At 65.3% G+C, this 18924-nt stretch carries 19 protein-coding genes and 1 tRNA gene; 11 read left to right on the top strand and 9 right to left on the bottom strand.

The window, feature by feature from the left end:
* Positions 1-64: 64 nt before the first annotated feature.
* The 7 genes from IVA92_RS26790 (at position 65) to IVA92_RS26760 (ending at position 5693) form a co-directional block, all read left to right on the top strand.
* On the top strand, positions 65-1015 hold the full coding sequence (locus IVA92_RS26790) for a sulfonate ABC transporter substrate-binding protein (protein ID WP_247280380.1): 951 nt from the start codon (positions 65-67) through the stop codon (positions 1013-1015).
* Between the two features lie 37 nt (positions 1016-1052).
* Complete coding sequence (locus tag IVA92_RS26785; protein ID WP_247280379.1) at positions 1053-2006, top strand: sulfonate ABC transporter substrate-binding protein; 954 nt, start codon at positions 1053-1055, stop codon at positions 2004-2006.
* Positions 2003-3181 (top strand): FMNH2-dependent alkanesulfonate monooxygenase, encoded by a 1179-nt coding sequence (ssuD, locus tag IVA92_RS26780; RefSeq protein WP_247280378.1) that lies wholly within the window; start codon positions 2003-2005, stop codon positions 3179-3181. Before IVA92_RS26785 ends, ssuD begins: the two co-directional genes overlap by 4 nt.
* Positions 3178-3984, top strand: a complete 807-nt coding sequence (ssuC, locus tag IVA92_RS26775; protein ID WP_247280377.1) for an aliphatic sulfonate ABC transporter permease SsuC — start codon at positions 3178-3180, stop codon at positions 3982-3984. The genes ssuD and ssuC overlap by 4 nt, the downstream gene beginning before the upstream one ends.
* 7 nt (positions 3985-3991) lie before the next feature.
* Entirely contained in the window at positions 3992-4828 is an 837-nt protein-coding gene (locus tag IVA92_RS26770; protein WP_247280376.1) for an ATP-binding cassette domain-containing protein, read from the top strand.
* Between the two features lie 32 nt (positions 4829-4860).
* Complete coding sequence (locus IVA92_RS26765; protein ID WP_247280375.1) at positions 4861-5442, top strand: flavin reductase family protein; 582 nt, start codon at positions 4861-4863, stop codon at positions 5440-5442.
* Between the two features lie 95 nt (positions 5443-5537).
* Positions 5538-5693: a hypothetical protein gene (locus IVA92_RS26760; RefSeq protein ID WP_247280374.1), complete on the top strand. Its 156-nt coding sequence runs from the start codon at positions 5538-5540 to the stop codon at positions 5691-5693.
* Between the two features lie 115 nt (positions 5694-5808).
* On the opposite strand, the gene IVA92_RS26755 is transcribed toward IVA92_RS26760, so the two are convergent.
* From IVA92_RS26755 to IVA92_RS26715, 9 genes are all read right to left on the bottom strand, one after another.
* Positions 5809-6957, bottom strand: coding sequence for a M20 family metallopeptidase (locus IVA92_RS26755; RefSeq protein WP_247280373.1), 1149 nt, complete (start codon positions 6955-6957; stop codon positions 5809-5811).
* Between the two features lie 255 nt (positions 6958-7212).
* The gene (locus IVA92_RS26750; protein ID WP_247280372.1) at positions 7213-8598 is read right to left on the bottom strand and encodes a sigma-54 dependent transcriptional regulator; all 1386 of its coding nucleotides are present in this window, start codon (positions 8596-8598) and stop codon (positions 7213-7215) included.
* 54 nt (positions 8599-8652) lie between these two features.
* Entirely contained in the window at positions 8653-9003 is a 351-nt protein-coding gene (fliN, locus tag IVA92_RS26745; protein ID WP_247280371.1) for a flagellar motor switch protein FliN, read from the bottom strand.
* A gap of 3 nt (positions 9004-9006) precedes the next feature.
* Positions 9007-9630, bottom strand: coding sequence for a FliH/SctL family protein (locus tag IVA92_RS26740; RefSeq protein WP_247280370.1), 624 nt, complete (start codon positions 9628-9630; stop codon positions 9007-9009).
* A complete protein-coding gene (fliG, locus tag IVA92_RS26735) occupies positions 9630-10727 on the bottom strand; it encodes a flagellar motor switch protein FliG (RefSeq protein ID WP_247280369.1) in 1098 nt (365 codons plus the stop codon). Before fliG ends, IVA92_RS26740 begins: the two co-directional genes overlap by 1 nt.
* 32 nt (positions 10728-10759) lie before the next feature.
* Positions 10760-12370 (bottom strand): flagellar basal-body MS-ring/collar protein FliF, encoded by a 1611-nt coding sequence (fliF, locus tag IVA92_RS26730; protein WP_247280368.1) that lies wholly within the window; start codon positions 12368-12370, stop codon positions 10760-10762.
* Between the two features lie 179 nt (positions 12371-12549).
* Entirely contained in the window at positions 12550-12825 is a 276-nt protein-coding gene (locus IVA92_RS26725) for a DUF1153 domain-containing protein (RefSeq protein WP_002714638.1), read from the bottom strand.
* Between the two features lie 372 nt (positions 12826-13197).
* A complete protein-coding gene (locus tag IVA92_RS26720; RefSeq protein ID WP_247280367.1) occupies positions 13198-13905 on the bottom strand; it encodes a flagellar hook capping FlgD N-terminal domain-containing protein in 708 nt (235 codons plus the stop codon).
* Between the two features lie 12 nt (positions 13906-13917).
* Positions 13918-15549 carry a flagellar hook-length control protein FliK gene (locus IVA92_RS26715; RefSeq protein WP_247280366.1) on the bottom strand — a complete coding sequence of 544 codons (1632 nt, stop codon included), beginning with the start codon at positions 15547-15549 and terminating at the stop codon, positions 13918-13920.
* Between the two features lie 346 nt (positions 15550-15895).
* Here IVA92_RS26715 and mnmA point away from each other — a divergent pair, with 346 nt between their 5' ends.
* The 4 genes from mnmA to IVA92_RS26695 all read left to right on the top strand — a co-directional run bounded on the left by mnmA (position 15896) and on the right by IVA92_RS26695 (position 18714).
* Positions 15896-17077: a tRNA 2-thiouridine(34) synthase MnmA gene (gene mnmA, locus IVA92_RS26710; protein WP_247280365.1), complete on the top strand. Its 1182-nt coding sequence runs from the start codon at positions 15896-15898 to the stop codon at positions 17075-17077.
* A gap of 262 nt (positions 17078-17339) precedes the next feature.
* Complete coding sequence (locus IVA92_RS26705) at positions 17340-17978, top strand: class I SAM-dependent methyltransferase (RefSeq protein ID WP_247280364.1); 639 nt, start codon at positions 17340-17342, stop codon at positions 17976-17978.
* A gap of 46 nt (positions 17979-18024) precedes the next feature.
* Positions 18025-18381, top strand: a complete 357-nt coding sequence (locus tag IVA92_RS26700; protein ID WP_247280363.1) for a hypothetical protein — start codon at positions 18025-18027, stop codon at positions 18379-18381.
* Between the two features lie 256 nt (positions 18382-18637).
* A tRNA-Met gene (locus IVA92_RS26695) sits at positions 18638-18714 on the top strand.
* Positions 18715-18924 lie beyond the last annotated feature (210 nt).

Below are 18924 nucleotides of genomic sequence, written 5' to 3'. Positions count from 1 at the left end.
GTAGCGCGCCCCATCATTCACGAGACCTGAATGAATGACGGCCGCACGCGGCCGGGAGCTTGGAATGCATCGTCGCGACTTCTTGAAACTCTCTGCCGGAACTGCAGCCGCTGCTGCCTTCGTCTCGCGCGCCAATGCGCAAGGCGCAGTGAAGGAAATTCGCATCGGTTACCAGAAGACCGGCGTGCTCGTCATCGCGCGCCAGCAGGCCGCCCTGGAGAAACATTTTTCTCCGCAAGGCATCGAGGTGAAATGGATCGAGTTCTCCTCGGGCCCGCCGATGATGGAGGCGATGAACGTCGGCAGCCTGGACTTTGGTTCGGTCGGGGACTCGCCGCCGGTGTTCGCCCAGGCAGCGGGCGCCGCGATCGTCTATGCCGCCGGCCAACCCATCACCAACGGCCAGGGCATCTTGGTGCCGAAGGAGTCCCCGATCCGCACGATCGCCGACTTGAAGGGCAAGCGCATCGGCTTCACCAAGGGGTCCAGCGCGCACAACGTCGTGGTGCAGACGCTCGAGAAGGCGGGGCTCACCTATGCTGACATCACCCCGGTCTATCTGACCCCGCCGGACGCGGGCCCCGCCTTTGCCAATGGCAGCATCGAGGCCTGGGCGATCTGGGATCCGTATTTCGCGATCGGTGAGACCAAGCAGAACGGCCGCATCCTGATCAATTCGCGCGAGGTTACCAAGACCAACTCCTTCTACATCGCGAACCGCGAGTTCGCGAAGAACCACGGAGTGGTCCTGCAACAGATCGTCGATGTGACGACCGCGGCCGGTAACTGGGCCGAGCAGCACCGCGACGAGGTCGCCAAATCGCTTGCCGCGATCACCGGCGTCCCGCTGGACATCCAGACCGTCGCCGCCAACCGCGCGAACTTCGTGGTCGGCCCCGTCACCGACGACATCGTCGCGACCCAGCAGGGCGTCGCCGACCGCTTTCATAAGCTCGGCCTGATCCCGAAGCCGATCGTCATCCGCGACATCGTCTGGCGCAACCCGGCAGCCTGATCGTGCCCACCACTCTCCCATTTCAAAAGGTTTGAACATGAGGCGTATCATTCAGCGTCTGATCGCGGCCATCGTGCTGTCGATCGGCATCGTCGCCGCCGCGGTCGGCACCTCCTACGGGCAGGACAAGGTGATCCGCATCGGCTATCAGAAATACGGCAAGCTGGTGCTGCTCAAGAGCAAGGGCACGCTGGAACCGAAGCTCGCCGCCGATGGCTACAAGGTGGTGTGGACCGAATTCCCCTCCGGTCCGCCGCTGCTCGAAGCGCTCAATGTCGGCGCAATCGACTTCGGCAACACCGGCGAAGCTCCGCCGATCTTCGCGCAGGCCGCCGGCGCCCCGATCCAGTATGTCGCCTATGAGCCGCCGGCGCCGAAGGGCGAAGCGATCTTGGTGCCGAGGAACAGCCCGCTGAAGTCGGTCGCCGACCTCAGGGGCAGGAAGGTCGCGCTGAACAAGGGCTCCAACGTCCACTATCTTCTGGTCAAGGCGCTGGAGAAGGCGGGTGTCAAATATTCGGAAGTCGAGCCGGTGTTCCTGGCGCCGGCCGATGCACGCGCCGCGTTCGAGCGCGGCGCGGTCGATGCCTGGGTGATCTGGGATCCATTCCAGGCCGCAGCGGAAGCGGCCACCGGTGCGCGCACCTTGGCCGACGGCACCGACATCGTCGCCAACTACCAGTTCTATTTCTCCTCCAAGAAATTCCTCGAAGCCAACCCGAAGATCGTCGACACCGTGCTCACGGAGCTGAGCGCGGTCGACGACTGGGCCAGGGGCGACATCCATGCGGTGGCCGAGCAGCTCGCGCCGTCGATCGGCTTGTCGGTCCCCGTGGTCGAAGTGGCGCTGAAGCGGCAGGCCTACGGCGTCAAGCCGATCACCGATGCCGTCATCGCCGACCAGCAGCAGGTTGCCGACGCGTTCTTCGCGCTGGGCCTGATCCCCAAATCCATCAAGATTTCCGACCTGGCTCGGAAACCAGGATCATGAGCAACACCATGAGTAAGCAAGCGAACGCCAACATCCTCTGGTTTCTGCCGACCCACGGCGACGGCCGCTATCTCGGCACCGGCATCGGCGGCCGTGAGGTCAATTTCAACTATCTGCGCCAGATCGCCCAGGCCGCCGATCAGCTCGGCTATTTCGGCGTGCTGCTGCCGACGGGGCGGTCTTGCGAGGATTCCTGGATCGTTGCCTCCTCAGTGGCGCCGTTCACCGAGCGGCTGCGCTATCTCGTGGCCGTTCGTCCGGGCCTGCAATCGCCGAGCGTGGCCGCACGCATGACGGCGACGCTCGATCGCATCTCGAACGGTCGGCTTCTCGTCAACGTCGTCACGGGCGGCGATCCCGTCGAGAACAAGGGCGACGGCATTTTCCTCGGCCATGACGAGCGCTACGAGGTCACCCGCGAGTTCCTCAACGTCTATGGCGATCTGCTCGCCGGCAAGACCGTCAATGCCGAGGGCAAGCATATCCATATCGAGGGCGGCAAGCTCTTGTTTCCGCCGGTGCAGTCGCCGCGCCCGCCGCTCTATTTCGGCGGTTCGTCGGATGCCGGCATCGATGTCGCGGTGGACACCGTGGACAAATATCTCACCTGGGGCGAGCCGCCGGCTCTTGTTGCCGAGAAGATCGCGAAGGTGAGGGACGTCGCCGCCGCGCGCGGCAGAAAATTGTCCTTCGGGATCCGGCTTCACGTGATCGTCCGCGAGACCAATGAAGCGGCCTGGCGTGCCGCGAACGAGCTGATCAAGCATGTCAGCGACGAGACCATCGCGCTGGCGCAGAAGAATTTTGCCCGTATGGACTCCGTCGGCCAGCAGCGCATGGCGCAGCTCCACGGCGGCAGGCGCGACAAGCTGGAGATCGCTCCGAACCTGTGGGCCGGCGTCGGCCTCGTGCGCGGCGGCGCCGGCACGGCGCTGGTCGGCGATGCCCAGACCGTCGCAACGCGCATCAGGGAGTATCAGGACCTCGGCATCGATACCTTCATCATGTCGGGCTACCCGCATCTGGAGGAAGCCTATCGCTTTGCCGAGCTGGTCTTCCCGCTGCTCTCGCTGGAGCAGCCCAGCAACGTGACGAAGCTGCACTTCAACGGCGGTCCCTTCGGCGAAACGGTCGGCAGCGATTTCCGTCCGCAGCATCGGGTGTCGCAATCATGAGCGTGATCGACAGCATTGCCCTTCCGCGCAGCGTACGCCTGCCGCGGGCAGACGGCCTCATTCAGTGGATCGTGCCGCTCGCCATCATCGCGATCTGGCAGGTCGCGAGCGTCACTGGCTTCGTGCCGACGCGGGTTCTGCCGGCGCCCAGCGACGTCATGCTCGCAGGCTGGAAGCTGCTGCTCTCCGGCGAGCTCGTCCGCAACATCTGGGTCTCGTTCTGGCGCGCCTCGATCGGCTTCTTGATCGGCGGCAGCATCGGCTTCGCGTTCGGGCTCGCCAACGGCCTGTCGCAGCTCTCGGCCAAGCTCACCGACACCACGCTGCAGATGGTGCGCAACGTGCCGCATCTGGCGCTGATCCCGCTGGTCATCCTGTGGTTCGGCATCGACGAGAGCGCAAAGCTGTTCCTGGTGGTACTCGGAGTCTTCTTCCCGATCTACCTCAACACGCTGCACGGCATACGCACGGTCGATCCGCAGCTGATCGAGATGGGCCGCATCTACGGCATGACCGATGGCGAATTGTTTCGCCGGGTGATCTTCCCGGGCGCGCTGCCCTCGATCTTCGTCGGCATCCGCTTCGCGCTCGGAATCATGTGGCTGACCCTGATCGTCGCCGAGACCATCGCGGCGTCCTCGGGCCTCGGCTACATGGCGATGCAGGCGCGCGAGTTCATGCTGATCGACGTCGTCGTGCTTTCGATCCTGATCTATGCCCTGCTTGGCAAGCTCGCCGACAGTGCCTCCCGCGTGCTGGAGCGCCTGACGCTCTCTTGGCACCCCGCCTTCCAGAAACGTTGAGAGTGACATGCAGACAGCGCTTCGTAGCTCCCTTCCGGAAACCGACCTCGCCAGCCGCGCCAATTTCGCGCCACATGCCCGTATGGTGCGCGAGGAGCGCCCGGCGACTGCCGCGGGTTTGCCGCTCAGCATCCGGGGCTTGCGCAAATCCTTCGGCGACAACGAGGTGCTGCGCGGCATCGATTTGCACATTCCCGCCGGCCAGTTCGTCGCCATCGTCGGCAAGAGCGGCTGCGGCAAGAGCACGCTGCTGCGCCTCATCGCCGGCCTGGAGAAGATCGACGCCGGCAGCATCAGCTTCGGCCAGGATATCCAGCCCGAGGACATCCGCGTCATGTTCCAGGAGCCGCGGCTGTTGCCCTGGGCGCGTGTGCTCGCCAATGTCGAGGTCGGGCTCGGCCGCGATCGCGCGTCGGAGGATGCGCATGCGCGCGCCGAGAAAGCCCTGAGCGAGGTCGGGCTGGCCGAGAAGCGCGACCAATGGCCCTCGGTGCTGTCGGGCGGCCAGAAGCAGCGCGTCGCACTCGGTCGCGCGCTGGTCTCCCGGCCGCGCGTGCTCGCCTTCGACGAGCCGCTCGGTGCGCTGGACGCGCTGACCCGGATTTCGATGCAGCGCCTTTTGGAACGCGTCTGGCGCGACCAGGGCTTTACCGCGATCCTTGTCACCCACGACGTCTCCGAGGCCGTCGCGCTCGCAGACCGGGTGCTGGTGATCGAGGAGGGCCGGATCGCTCATGACGTCACGGTTAACGCGGCCCGGCCGCGCCAGCGTGGCTCAGCTGAGCTTGCGGGCCTCGAAGGCTCGATCCTGAACCACCTGTTATCGGCGGACGATCGTACCTAAATACAGGGAACCCCGCTTGGGGGAGCAACGCCATGAATGTAGTGCCCCGCGATCTCATGACCGAAATCCCCGTCTCGTCCGCCGATTTCCGCGGCGCCTTGCGCCATCTCACCGGCGGCGTCAGCGTCATCACCGCCGGGCGGGGCAGCGACATCAGCGGCATGACGGTGACCTCGGTGACCTCGCTGTCGGTCGAGCCGCCGACGCTGCTGGTCAGCATCAATCGCGATGCCTCGTCCTTTCCGCTGATCCGCCGCCATGGTGCCTTCGGCGTGAATATCCTCAATGCCGATCAGCTCGATGTCGCCGAACGTTTTGCCGGCAAGGGCGGGTTGAAGGGCGCCGACCGTTTCGCGGGCGCCCAATGGGTGAGGGCGGTGTCGGGCGTTCCGCTCCTGGTCGGCGCCTTGTCGGCGTTCGATTGCGAGGTCGAGGAGATCATCGAGCGGCATTCGCACGGCATAGTCATCGGCCGTGTCAGGGATATCAAGAGCTCGAGGCGGACTGCGGCGCTGGCTTATTGGCACGGCCAGTACGTGGCCGTCGACCAGGACGAAGACGCGGTCAAGCTTGCAGACGTCAGCGTCCCTGCGCGCGCCCGGCGCGGCATTTGATCGCCGCCATCGCTCGCGCAAGGCTGGCGTTTTCCCCGCCACCGCTTTAGAAGCGCCTGAGCCTTCCGGATCGGGGGCGGCAATGGAGCGGATGGATGAAGCGCGTCGCGACCTGGGCCTTCTACGCCATCGGCGCGCTCGCGATTGCCTATCTCGTGCTCTACGCCTACGCGATGTTCAGCGGCGAACCGATCGTGCCGGGCGACCCCATCCACATCTTCCGCAGGCCCGACGCGCCGAGTTATTCGTAGAGTTTGGCGGGTCTCGTAGGGTGGGCAAAGCGAAGCGTGCCCACCACTTCTACCCAGCGAAGCCAAATGGTGGGCACGGCGCAGGCGCGCCTTTGCCCACCCTACGGCGCCTCCCTCACCCTCTTAGAATCGCCAGCGCGAGCGCCTGCGCGCGCGGCACGATGCTGTCGAGCTCGAGATATTCCTCCGGCGTGTGCGCGAGCCCGCCGACCGGGCCAAGGCCGCAGATGGTCGGCGTGCCCACCGCGGCGGTGAAGCCGGAATCGGCGCAGCCGCCCGAGAACTCGCCCTGGAGCGTGGCAAGGCCAACCTCTCTGGCGGCGGCCCGATAGCCGTCAAACAGCGCTTTCGACTCCGCGCTCTGCACCACCGGCACGAACTCGCCCTTGATGGTCAGCGTCGCGCTGGTGCCTGGCACATAGGGCGTCGCGATGATCTGCTCGATCGCGGTCATCACCGTCGCGCGGTCTGCGGGATCGACATAGCGCAGATCGATCTGGCCTTCCGCGTAAGGCGCCGTGGTGTTGACGGATTGTCCGCCCGAGACCAAGCCGACGTTGAGCGTGATACCCTTGTCGAGATTGGTCAGCGCGTGGATCTGCACGATCTTGTGCGCGAGCTCGCCGATCGCGCTGACGCCGGCGGCGAAATTGGCGCCGGAATGGGCGGCTTTGCCGGTGATGGCGAAATGCATGAAGATGCCGCCCTTGCGCCCGGTGACGATATTCCCCGTGGGGCGGCCCGGCTCGGCGTTGAACACGGCGCGCGCGGCGCGTCCTTCGCGCTCGATCACCGGCCGCGAGGAGGGCGAGCCGATCTCCTCGTCCGAGGTGATCAGCAGCTTGATTGGATGCGGATTGCCGCCGAACTTGTGGAAGGCGGTCGCCACGAACACGTTCATGACGAGCCCGGACTTCATGTCGGCCACGCCGGGTCCATAGGCGCGGCCGTCCCTGATGGTGAACGGACGCCGTCCGGCCTCGCCCTTGCCGAACACGGTGTCGCGATGCCCCATCAACAGCACCGGCTTCTCGTTGCTGCCGGGCTTTGCGACTTCGGCATGGATCGCGTCGCCAAACGTGCCGTGGCTTTCGCGGCGGAACGGAATGCCAAGCTCGGAAAAATGCCGCTCGAACCGCGCACCGACCGCATCGACACCTTCCTTGTCGTAGGATCCGGAATCGATGTTCACGACATCGCGCAACAGATCGATCATCGCCTGCCGCTGCGACGCCAGCCAGTCCGTGATTTGAGCTTCCGACATGTTTATCCTCGTGTGGTTCTCGCGGAGTTATAGTGCTTGGCGCGCGGATGGCCTAGCCACGGGACGCGGTTCCGTCATGCGAAGGATGCTCTTGAGGTTCGTCATTGCGAGCGAAGCGAAGCAATCCAGAGTGTCGCCGCGGAGGGATTCTGGATTGCTTCACTGCGCTCGCAATGACGAGGTTGGCAGCCTGCGTCAAACAAAGTGCCCGGGACCGGCCCGGGCATCTACATTCTCGATCAGCGTGAGCGCCGCCTACGCCCCTACCATCGGCATGCGCGGATATTCGCCCGGGGTGCCTGCGGGCGGGATCGGGATGCCGCCGTCGGCGTATTCGTTGAGCTTGTTGCGCAGCGTGCGGATTGAGATTCCTAAGATGTTGGCGGCATGGGTGCGGTTGCCGAGGCAGTGCTTCAGCGTCTCCAGGATGAGGTCGCGCTCGACATCGGCGACGGTGCGGCCCACGAGCGCACGTGTCACCTGCTCGGCGGCCATTGTCGCATGCGCCACGGCCGGCGCGGTCCTGGCGAGGTCGAGGCGGTCACCATCCGGCGTGATGATTGCGTCGGCGCCGATCTCGTCGCCCTGCGCCATCAGCACCGCGCGATGCATGGTGTTTTCGAGCTCGCGGACGTTGCCCTGCCAGCGGTTGGTGGAGAGCACGCGGCGCGCCTCCGCCGAAATCGGGCGCAGCGGCACGCCGTTGGCCTCGGCATATTTCTTCACGAAGTGCTGGGCGAGCTCGAGGATGTCGGCGGGGCGCTCGCGCAGCGGCGGGATCTTCAAATTCACGACGTTGAGACGGAACAGCAGATCCTCGCGGAACGTGCCTTCGCGCACGGCCTCAGCCAAATTGCGGTTCGAGGTCGCGATGATGCGGATGTCGACGGCGACAGGCTTGGTGCCGCCGACGCGATCGATCACGCGCTCCTGGATGGCGCGCAGCAGCTTCGATTGCAAGCGGACGTCCATCTCCGAGATTTCGTCGAGCAGCAGCGTGCCCCCCGTCGCCTCCTCGAACTTGCCGATGCGGCGGGCGATCGCTCCGGTGAAGGCGCCCTTCTCGTGGCCGAACAGCTCGGATTCCAGCAGATGCTCAGGGATAGCGGCGCAGTTGATCGAGATGAACGGACGCTTGGCGCGGGCCGAGCGGGTGTGGACGTAACGGGCCAGCACTTCCTTGCCGGTGCCGGACTCGCCGGTGATCATCACCGAGGCGTCGGAGCCTGCGATCTGCTGGGCAAGCTTGATCACCTTGGCCATCGCCTCGTCGCGATAGACCAGCTCGCGGGAATCGTTGGCAACGGCACCCAACACCGCCGCGATCAGCTCCGGATCCGGCGGCAGCGGGATGTATTCCTTGGCGCCGGCATGGATCGCGGCGACCGCGGCGCGGGCGTCGTTGGTGATGCCGCAGGCGACGATCGGAGCGTGGATGTGCTCCGCCTCCAGCCGAATCACGAGGTCGCGGATGTCGAGCGCGACGTCGACCAGCAGGAGGTCGGCCCCCTTGCCGCTGCGCAGGACGCGCATCGCCTGCTCGTGATCCTCAGCATGGGTCACGGTGGCGCCGTTCTCCATCGCGATCTTGGTGGCCGTGGTGAGCTGGCCCTTCAAGGTGCCAACGATGAGAAGCCGCATGTCAGTCTCCTGTCCGTCTGGTCGCGCCGTTGCGCGTCATTGTCTTTATTTGTGCTAACCGCGTTCGGTCTTGATGATTTCGGTCATGGTCACGCCGAGCTTATCTTCGACCAGCACCACCTCGCCGCGGGCGACGAGCCGGTTGTTGACGTAGATGTCGATGGCCTCGCCGACGCGGCGGTCGAGCTCGAGCACGGTGCCGGGCCCGAGCTTCAAGAGCTCGCCGACGTCCATCTTGGAGCGGCCGAGCACGGCCGAGACCTGCACCGGCACGTCGAACACGGCTTCGAGGTCGGCAGCAACGCGCGAGGCATATTCGTCCTCGGTGTAGCCGACATCGGTACCGGTCGGCGGCATCGGGCCGTTGAGATCGGGCAGCGGGACCTGTCCGTCGGTGTCGCTCATGGCTTAATTCCCCCTGCGGGACGCGATGTAGCGTCCGACCATTTCGTCGATCTTGGCCGCGATGGCGCCGCGCTCCAGCACGACGCCGCCATCGGCCCATTCGATTCGGCAGTCGCCGGTGGCAATCTCCGGCTCAGCCAGGATCACCAGCCGGCCCTCGAAGCCGCTCTGCTTGGCGAGCCGCTCGATCTTGTCGCGCGCAGCGTCGTAGAGCGCGTCGTTGATGCGGACGACGAGATGCGGCGTCGCCACCAAATGCGAGAAGCAGTCCTTGACGAGTGCGACGATCTCGCCGAGCGGCTCGGCGGCGACCAGATCGGCGCACAGTTTGCGGGCCACCGCGAGCGCGACGTCGACAGCCTCGGTCTCCATCTTGGACTCGATGTTGCCGATCCCGGAGGCGATGCCCCGGATCGCGATGTTGATCTCCTCCATGGCCAGCGCAACGCGGCGGTCGCTCTCGGCCTTGGCCTCGCGCTGGCCGGCGGCAAAGCCGTCCTGATAGGCGCGTGCCTCGGCTTCCGCGATCTTCTGGGCGATCTCGGCCGCCGTCGCGGGTTTCTCGCGGCTCGAGCGTTCGGGTGCGGCGAAGTCGGTATCGAACAGGAATTTTGCCGGAGCGCCCATCAGTACACCAGCTCGTCGTCGGCGCGGTTCTTGGTCAGCATGATCTCGCCCTTGGCGGCGAGGTCCTTGGCGAGGTTGACGAGCAGCGCCTGCGCTTCGTCGACATCACGCAGACGCACGGGGCCCATCGCCGCCATGTCGTCCTGGAGCATCTTGGCCGCGCGCGATGACATGTTGCCGAAGAAGAAGCTGCGGACGTCCTCGTTGGCGCTCTTGAGCGCGACGCCGAGCTTGTCCTTGTCGACATTGCGCATCAGGGTCTGGGCCGAGCCGGAATCCAGCTTGACGAGGTCGTCGAAGGTGAACATCAGCGCCTTGATGCGCTCGGCCGATTCCCGGTTGTCCTCTTCCAGCGACGTGATGAAGCGGGTCTCGGTCTGGCGGTCGAAATTGTTGAAGATTTCCGCCATCACCTCGTGGGCGTCGCGGCGGCGGGTCTGCGACAGGTTGGACATGAACTCGGTGCGCAGCGTCTTCTCCACGCTCTCGATCACCTCCTTCTGCACCGCTTCCATCTTCAGCATGCGGTTGACGACGTCGAGCGCGAGTTCCTCGGGGAAGATGCCGAGCACACGGGCGGCGTGCTCCGGCTTCAGCTTCGACAGCACCACCGCGATGGTCTGCGGATATTCGTTCTTGAGATAGTTCGCGAGCACCTCTTCCTGCACGTTGGAGAGCTTTTCCCACATGTTGCGGCCGGCGGGGCCGCGGATCTCGTCCATGATGCCGTTGACGCGCTCCGGCGGCAGGTACTGCTGGAGCAGCCGCTCAGTGGCGTCGAAATTGCCCATCAGCGCGCCCGAGGCCGACATGCGCGAGACGAATTCGAGCAGCATGTCCTCGACGGTGTCGACCTCGACGGTGCCGAGCGTCGACATCTCCAGCGAGAGCTGGCGCACCTCGTCGTCGTCGAGCAGCGACCAGATCTTGCCGCCATATTGCTCGCCCAGCGCCAGCATCAGGATCGCGGCGCGCTTCGGTCCGGACAATTGCTCGGCCGGCCTGCCGTCCTTGGCACGGGTGTTGGCCCGCTGACCGAGCGTGGAGATCACGCTGGTGATGTCGTTGCTGTTGGCGTTTTGCAATGCGGCGGCCATGTCAGATCACTTTTTGATTCAGTTGGCTGGGGTTATTTCGCGGGTTCGGTCAGCCACTGGCGGATGATGGCGACGGTTTCGTTGGGATTGCGCTCGGCGAGCTCGCCGACGCGATGAACAGACTGGGCGTGGACCTGGCCCTGGATGGTGGCGACGTCGATCGCGCTTGCGGCGGCGTTCGGCAGGAGCGGCTGGCCGGCGGGCACGGCCTCTTCGGAGCCCGCCGGGCCGCTGAGCACGCCGGAGATTGCGGCAGCCATCTCGTCGGAGGCCAGGATGCGCTTGACCAGCGGGCGGATCACCAGGAACAGCACGACCAGGCCGAGCAGCATCATCACGCCGAGCTCGACGAAGTACATGACGTCGTCCTTGGTGAACTGGAGCATGCCGAGGAAGCCGCCAGGCTCGCCGATCGGCGCTGTAGAGGGGGCGTCGGCAAAGCGCAGATTGACGACCTCGACCTGGTCGCCGCGCTTCTGGTCAAAGCCGATCGCCGAGCGCACCAGCGCTGCGATGCGGTCGAGCTGCTCCTTGGTGCGGTCTTGATAGGCGAGCTCGCCTTTGTCGTTTTTGGAGTAGATGCCGTCGACCAGCACCGCGACCGAGATGCGGTTCACCCGGCCGGCCTCGGTCACTTCGGTCTTGGTGATGCGGGAGATCTCGTAATTGTTGGTCTCTTCGCTCTTCTTGCTCTGGTCCTTGGCCGCGACGCCGTTGTTCTGCTGGTTGCCGGGCAGCTCGTTGTTGACGGTGACCTGGCCGTTGTTGTCGGCGGTCATGCTCTGCTCTTCACGAGTCTGGCTCGAGCGCAGCACGCGGCCTTCGGGGTCGAATTTGTCCGAGGTCTGGGTGACCTTGTTGAAGTCGAAATCGGCGGAGAGCTGCACGCGGGCGCGTCCCGAGCCGACCACGGAGGAGACGATGTCCTCGACCTGCTTGCGCATCCGCTTCTCGAAGGCGATGCGGCGCTCGTCGCCGACCGCCTGCTCCGGATCGGTCGCGGCGCCGTCGGCGAGCAGCTGGCCGGCCTCGTCGACGATTGAGACCCGCTGCGGCTTCAGCCCGTTGACGGCGGAGGCGACGAGGTGGCGGATGGCGCGGATCTGCTGGGCTTCCAGTGAGCCGCGGACGCGGACCACGATCGAGGCCGACGGCTCTGGCGCCTCGCGCGCGAACAGCGGGCGCTCGGGCAACACGAGGTGGACGCGGGCGGCCTGGATGCGGTCAATGGCGCGGATGGTGCGGGCGAGCTCGCCCTCCAGGGCGCGAAGGTGATTGATGTTCTGGACGAAAGAGGTGGTGCCGAGCGCGTCCGACTTGTCGAACACCTCGTAGCCGACGCCGCCCCCCTTCGGCAGGCCGCCCTCGGCGAGCTTCATCCGCAGGCGCGTGACCTTGTCCTTGGGCACCATGATGATGGAGCCCTCGTTGCGGATCTCGAACGGGATACCCTGGCGTTCCAGGTCCTTGATGATGCCCGAGGAATCCTCGACGCTGAGGTCCGTGAACAGGGTCGTCATCTGCGGCGTGGTCACGCGCATGATGACGAACGCGAAAAAGCCGATGAGCGCGGCGGTGACCGCGATCATCGCCCCGAATCGGGCGGCTCCGATACTTTTCAAAAAGTCCGCAAGACCTTGCAAGCAACCGCCCCAACCAGCTTCGGCCGCTTTCACTGGAAAGGCCGAGTGGGCAATTATTGCCTAGGTGATGGTTTCGATATGGTTAACGACGGTTAAGAGGTCGGACAAAAGTTAACGTCATGAAAAAAATCGGCCTCGCGAGGCCGATTTTCGTCAAAAGCCGCAGGTTTCCGGATCGCTTACTGGCGATATTGCTGGATGCGGGTGGTGCGAAGACCCGCCAGACCGTGCTGGTCGATGGAAAACTGCCAGGAGAGGAATTCGTCGACCGTCAGGGTATAACGGCTACAGGCCTCCTCGAGGGAGAGAAGTCCGCCACGGACGGCGGCGACGACCTCGGCCTTGCGGCGGATGACCCAGCGTTTGGTGCCGGGTGCAGGCAGATCCGCGATCGTCAACGGACTGCCGTCCGGCCCGATGACGTATTTTACCCTCGGGCGATGGGGTTCTGTCATGGCGTACTCACAAACTCTCAACCACTGAACTCACGCCAGTAACCCTACGCGTCGCGGCTTAAAAATCCGCTAAGCCTAAGGCTTCAATACAATTCTCGTTGAAACTGGCTGGAACGCGCTCGTCTCCGCGGGCGGGACGGGGGCGTCCAGGCCGGTCAGGAGGCATTTCGTAAATGCTTTACTAACGAACGAGGCCTGAGCGCGGGGTTGGGAGGCCCCGAATTGTCGTCCCGGCGAAGGTCGCGACCCCAGCAGCTTGGCGAGGACTCCTGGGTGAGAAAAGTGGTGCTGCTACCAGGGCCTCATCGATGGATCACGCGGTAAGGTCTTGGCTTTCGCCGGAACGACACCGAGTGTGTAGCGGCACCTCTCTTAATTGCTGGCGGTGGCGATGATGCTCTTCACCTGGCTCAGGGTGTAGCTGGCGCCGTCGATGGTGAGCAGCGGCGGCGACTGGGTCAGGTCGACCGACGATACCGTGCCTTGCACCTGCGCGGCGATGCCGACAGTGTTGTTCGCTACATCCTTGCCCGTGGCCGAGATCGTGTACTTGCCGTCGGGCCATTGCGTGCCGTCATTGCCCATGCCGTTCCAGGTGAAGGGGATGTCGGTGCCGGCGGCGGCGGTATATTTGCCGGTGAACACGGTCTGACCGCTGGCATTTGCGACGGTGATGTCGACGGTCGAATCGGAGGGCACGTTGAGATGCCAGGTCGCCGACGAGTTCTTCATGGTCGCGGTCGAGCCGTCGACCAGGGCGGTCTTGCCGACGAAGCCCAGCGCCTGGGTTGCCTGCGTGGTCTGCTGGAGGGTGACGAGCTGGGCCAGCGAATCGTTGGTCTTGAGCTGCTGCTCGACGCCGGCGAACTGCACCAGCTGCTGAGTGAACTGGTTGGTGTCGAGCGGATCGAGCGGGTTCTGGTTCTGCAGCTGCGTCGTCAGCAGCGTCAGGAACGTCTGGAAATTGCCGGCGAGCGTCGCGCCGGTGGACGAGCCCAGGCTCGAGCTCGACGAGGACTTGGGGATGTCGGTCGTCCCGGAGACGACGGAAGGGGCGGTGGCGGCATTCGTGGTGGCCATGTCGAACACTCCTTACACTCTGATGTCGACGCCGCTGCTCGATCCGAGCATGCGGCCGTAGCTGCGCCCGACGGGCACGGCTGCAACGGTTTCGTCCTCACTGATGATCAGCCGGCGGGCATTGCCGCCATTGTCGTTGTCCTGGCCGGAGTTCTGGTTGGATGAATTCTGGTCGCGCAGGCTGAAGGACAACCCGTTGCTGCCGGTCTTGAAGCCGGCATCGTCGAGCGCGCGCTGCAGTTGCGGCGCGTCCTGACGCAGCATTTGCAGGGTCTCCGGCTTCTCCACGGTGAGATGCGAGGTGACCTGGCCGTTGCGGTCGACATTGATGCGGACGTCGATCCTGCCGAGATCGATCGGATCGAGGCTGATGTCGAACCGCGACTTGCCGGCGCGTATCGCGGCCGCGATCTCGATCGGGACGCCGCTGATCGGCACCGTCGTGTGGCTTGCCGCGCTCGCGGTGAGCGTCGCGGTCGATGCGGTCGCAGCCGAGGTGGTATTGGTCAGCGGCGCCTGCACGGCCGAGGTGGCTTGTGCGCTGGTATCCGTCGTGGCGACAGTTGGCTGCGGCCCCGCATGAGCGTGCGTGGCGGACGCGCCGGATGCCGCATCAGCGGTGCGCTCGGTGCCGGCTGCCTTGGCGTCAGCCGTTCCGTCATCTGCCTGCGCCCTGGCGGCCTGCGGAGGCGCGGCGGCGTCGAGGGTCGCTGCGCCCGCTGCTGGTGGCGTGGCGGCGTTTGCCTTGCCGGTGCCCTGGCCGATATTGGAGATGTCGGTCTGGGCTTGCGCCGTGGCCGCGGCCTTGAACGAGGTCTTCGGCGTGCCCTGGTCCACGGCGATCAGGCCGCCATTGGCTTTCGCATCGGTCGCGGTGGCTTCGCTCGTGCCGGTCGCGGTCTCGCCGAGCGTGGTCGTGGTGTCCGCATCGACCTTGGCGCTCGCGGTCTTGGCGCTCTTGTCGCCCGCGGTGGCACTGTCGGTCTTGGCGCCCTGGATCTGTGCTGCGGTGGAGGCGCTCGCGGCGAGGCCGGCGGCGGCGATGGTCAAGGGGGAGGCCGCGTTGGTGGCCTGGTTCGCAGCCGGATCGACTGGCACGACCGGGGCGGCAGCGACGACCGCGTTCGGATCGGGCACGGCGATCTGGCTCGCATCGGTCGTTGCGGCGGTAGTCGCGTCGACGGCGGCGGTAAGAGTGTCGGTGCCGTCGGTCTTGTTTCCCTTGGTCTCGTCGGACTTGTCCGCCGATTCGGCGTCGGAGGCCTCCGCCTTGTCCTTGGTCTTGCCGGCGTCCTTGGCCGGATCGGCCATCGTGTCGCTCGTCTTGTCGTTCTCGTCATCGGTCTTGGCGGGCGCCGACGCGTCGGCGCCATCACTCGCCCTGCTCTGCGAGGGCTCGTCCGCGGACGAGGTGTCGCGCGCATTTCTGTCCAAGGAGGGCGACGAAGCAGAGTCGCTCCGGCGCGGCACGGTGTCCTGCGCCTGCGAGCCTGTATTGTTGCTGATTGCCTGGGTGTTGCTGTCGACCAGCGAGCCGAAGGAATCGGCCGCGGACGCGTCTTTCGCGGCTTGCGACCGGGCAGGCTTCTGCTGCGCGCTTTGGACTTGCACGCTTGCCACGACATCTGATGTCCGACCAACCACAGGAGACCCCTTGGAAACTTCTATGGCATGAGGGTAGCAAGGAGCGGGCCAGGGTCCCTTCCTGGGTGTTTCGGCAATAAAATCAATACTTTGATGTCTTGGTGCGGCCGCCGATCGCCTGCCGCGACCCCGTCATTTCTGCCTCCCCGGCAAGAATTGCCCTCAGCTGGCCGCCCGCGTGATTGCTTCACCGGAATGCCGCCTATATTAAAGAGGTCACTCTCAGCCGCTTTCGACCGGGGGCCCTCGTGCCTTTCGGGAACTGAAGTTCCCGGGGATCGCCGATGTCCCGCGAGAAGCAAGAAATCGCGGATGCGCCGCGCGCTGCCGTCAGAACCTAAGGCCGATGCTCAACAGTCTGGATCTCGAAGGCCGTCCTGAGGATACCAGGGTCGTCGTTGCCATGTCGGGCGGCGTCGATTCCTCGACGACGGCTGCGCTGCTCAAGGCTGAGGGCTACGACGTGGTCGGCATCACGCTCCAGCTCTACGATCATGGTGCCGCGACCCATCGCAAGGGCGCCTGCTGCGCCGGCCAAGACATCCACGACGCCCGCGACGTCGCCGCCAAGCTCGGCATTCCCCATTACGTGCTCGACTACGAGGACCGTTTTCGCGAATCCGTCATCGACAACTTTGCCGACAGCTACGCGCTCGGTGAGACGCCGGTGCCGTGCATCGAGTGCAACCGCTCGGTCAAGTTCCGCGATCTCCTGAAGACCGCGCGCGAACTGGGCGCCACCGCGCTCGCCACCGGCCATTACGTCGCCTCGCGGCGCCTCAATGACGGCTCGCGCGCGCTGGTCTGCGCAGCCGACAGCGACCGCGACCAGAGCTATTTCCTGTTCGCGACCACGCGCGAGCAGCTCGGCTTCCTGCGCTTTCCGCTCGGCGACATGACCAAGCCGCAGACGCGTGAGCTCGCGCGCCGGTTTGGGCTCGCGGTCGCCGACAAGCACGACAGCCAGGACATCTGCTTCGTGCCGACCGGGCGCTACACCGACATCATCACCCGGCTGCGGCCGAACGCGATGGATCCCGGCGACATTGTCGATCTCGACGGACGCGTGCTCGGCCAGCACAACGGCATCGCCAATTTCACCGTCGGCCAGCGCCGCGGCCTCGGCATCGCGGCGACCGCGCCGCTGTTCGTGGTGCGGCTGGATGCCGCAAACCGCCGCGTCGTGGTCGGTCCGCGCGATGCCCTGAAGATGCACCGCATCGTGCTGCGCGACGTCAACTGGATCGGCGATGGCGACATCGACGGCGCGATCGGCGGCGGCCTCGAAATGTTCGTGCGCGTGCGCTCGACCCGGAGCCCCCAGCCGGCGTGGCTGCGCGGCGGCAATGGTCATTACGAGGTCGAGCTCGTCGCCGGCGAGGAGGGCGTCTCGCCGGGCCAGGCCTGCGTGTTCTACGACGCACCTGGCGGACAGGCGCGCGTGCTCGGCGGCGGTTTTATTCAGAGCGCCGCGGCGAAACTTGCGAGCAGCACGGCAAGGCCGCTTGCTGAGGCGGTCCGCGGCTGACGGATGACGATATCAAGCACAACCGGTTGGTCTGGGTTCACCTCTCCCCGGAGGGGAGAGGTCGGATTGCGGCTGGCGATGCCAAGCATCGTCCAGGGCAATCCGGGTGAGGGGCCGCGGCTGTGATTAAGACCGCAACCCCTCACCCGGATCGCATCTTCCGATGCGATTCGATCTCTCCCTATGGGAGTGGTGGACTGAGCCCGCGGCCTTCACCAATTCAACCAGGACTCTTTTCGCTTTAAGTATCCGGGGCAGGGGCATGGCAGCAGACATCTCGCGGGCCGGGGTCGAGAAGGCCTATGGCCGCTGGGCGCCGGTCTATGATCTCGTGTTCGGCAAGGTGTTCGACGCCGGACGGCAGTCGACTATCGCGGAGGCCGACCGCATCGGCGGCCGCATCCTCGACGTCGGCGTCGGCACCGGCCTGTCGCTCTCGGATTATGCGCGCACCACGAAAATCTGCGGCGTCGACATCTCCGAGCCGATGCTGCGCAAGGCGCAGGCGCGTGTGCGTGCGCTCAGGCTCTCCAACGTCGAAGTGCTCTCGGTGATGGACGCGAAGAATCTCGCCTTCCCCGAAAATTTCTTCGACGCGGTGGTTGCGCAATATGTCATCACCGCCGTGCCCGATCCGGAAGGCACGCTCGACGAATTCGTGCGTGTCTTGAAGCCCGGGGGCGAACTGATCCTCGTCAACCACATCGGCGCCGAGAGCGGCCCGCGAAAGCTGTTCGAACTCGCCTTCGCACCTGTCGCCCGCCGCCTCGGCTGGCGCCCGGAATTCCCGTGGGCCCGCCTCGTCAGCTGGGCCGCAAGGCACGGCGGCGTCACGCTTGCCGAGCGCCGCCCCATGCCGCCGATGGGCCATTTTTCGCTGATCCGCTACCGCAAATCGTGATCGTGCGGGCAGGGAACGGGGCGCGCGAGACGCGCGTTTCCTTCCCATGCGCACGACATCAAACATCATCCTAGCGGGCCTGCTGATCGCCGCCTCTGGCAGCGCGATCGCGCAGGCCCCGCCCGCCCCGGCGACGCCGCCACAACAGACCGCGCCGCCATCCCCGCAACATGCGGCCAATTGTACACCGCAGGACCGCCCGAACCGCCCGGCTGACGGCACGACCACGGGCCAGTCCCGGGAACCGCTCGGCGACAAGCTGGCCAAATCCGAGGGCGTGCTCTGCCCGCCCTCCGGCATTGACCCCGAGATGCATGCCCCAGCGCCCGACACCGGCGGCAACACCCCGGTGATCCCACCCCCCGGCAGCCCTGGCGGCGACCCGAACGTGAGGCCGAAATAGGCCGATTCTTCGCCTCTCCCCCGCCTGCGGGGAGAGGCTCGAATCCGCGCAGAAAGCGCGGGATTCCGGTTGAGGGGACTTCCGCGAGTCTGGTGCGTTAAGCCGGACAATTCCGGGGGCGAAATCGACCGCTTTTCCACCTCGAGCGCCTTGGCGCGCCGAAGCTTTTAGCAAACGCGGATTGACTTCCCGCCGCCCCCTTCCTTATATGCCGCGCGTTCGCGAGATCGGCATTATGCGCCGCCGCGATCCCTGTGGCGGGGTAGCTCAGCTGGTTAGAGCACGGGAATCATAATCCTGGGGTCGGGGGTTCGAGTCCCTCCCCCGCTACCAGATCCAGCGTACACATTTGATTTCCCAAGACTTGGTCGATCGATATTTCGACGCGAGGGATGTCTCATTGATACATCCGGAACGGTCGCTCATCAATGTCAAGCTAAAGCGGGATGGGGTTTGGTTGAATCGATTTGGGATTCCCAAATCAGTTCGTTTCTGATTCACCATGCTGGCTGGGCGGGAGGCCAGCATGGATGGGCAAGCCTT

It is taken from the genome of Bradyrhizobium sp. 154, from assembly GCF_023073875.1.
In the GTDB taxonomy this organism is placed as follows: domain Bacteria; phylum Pseudomonadota; class Alphaproteobacteria; order Rhizobiales; family Xanthobacteraceae; genus Bradyrhizobium.
Note: the sequence above shows the minus strand (reverse complement) of the source record. Positions and strands in the feature narration are given on the sequence as shown.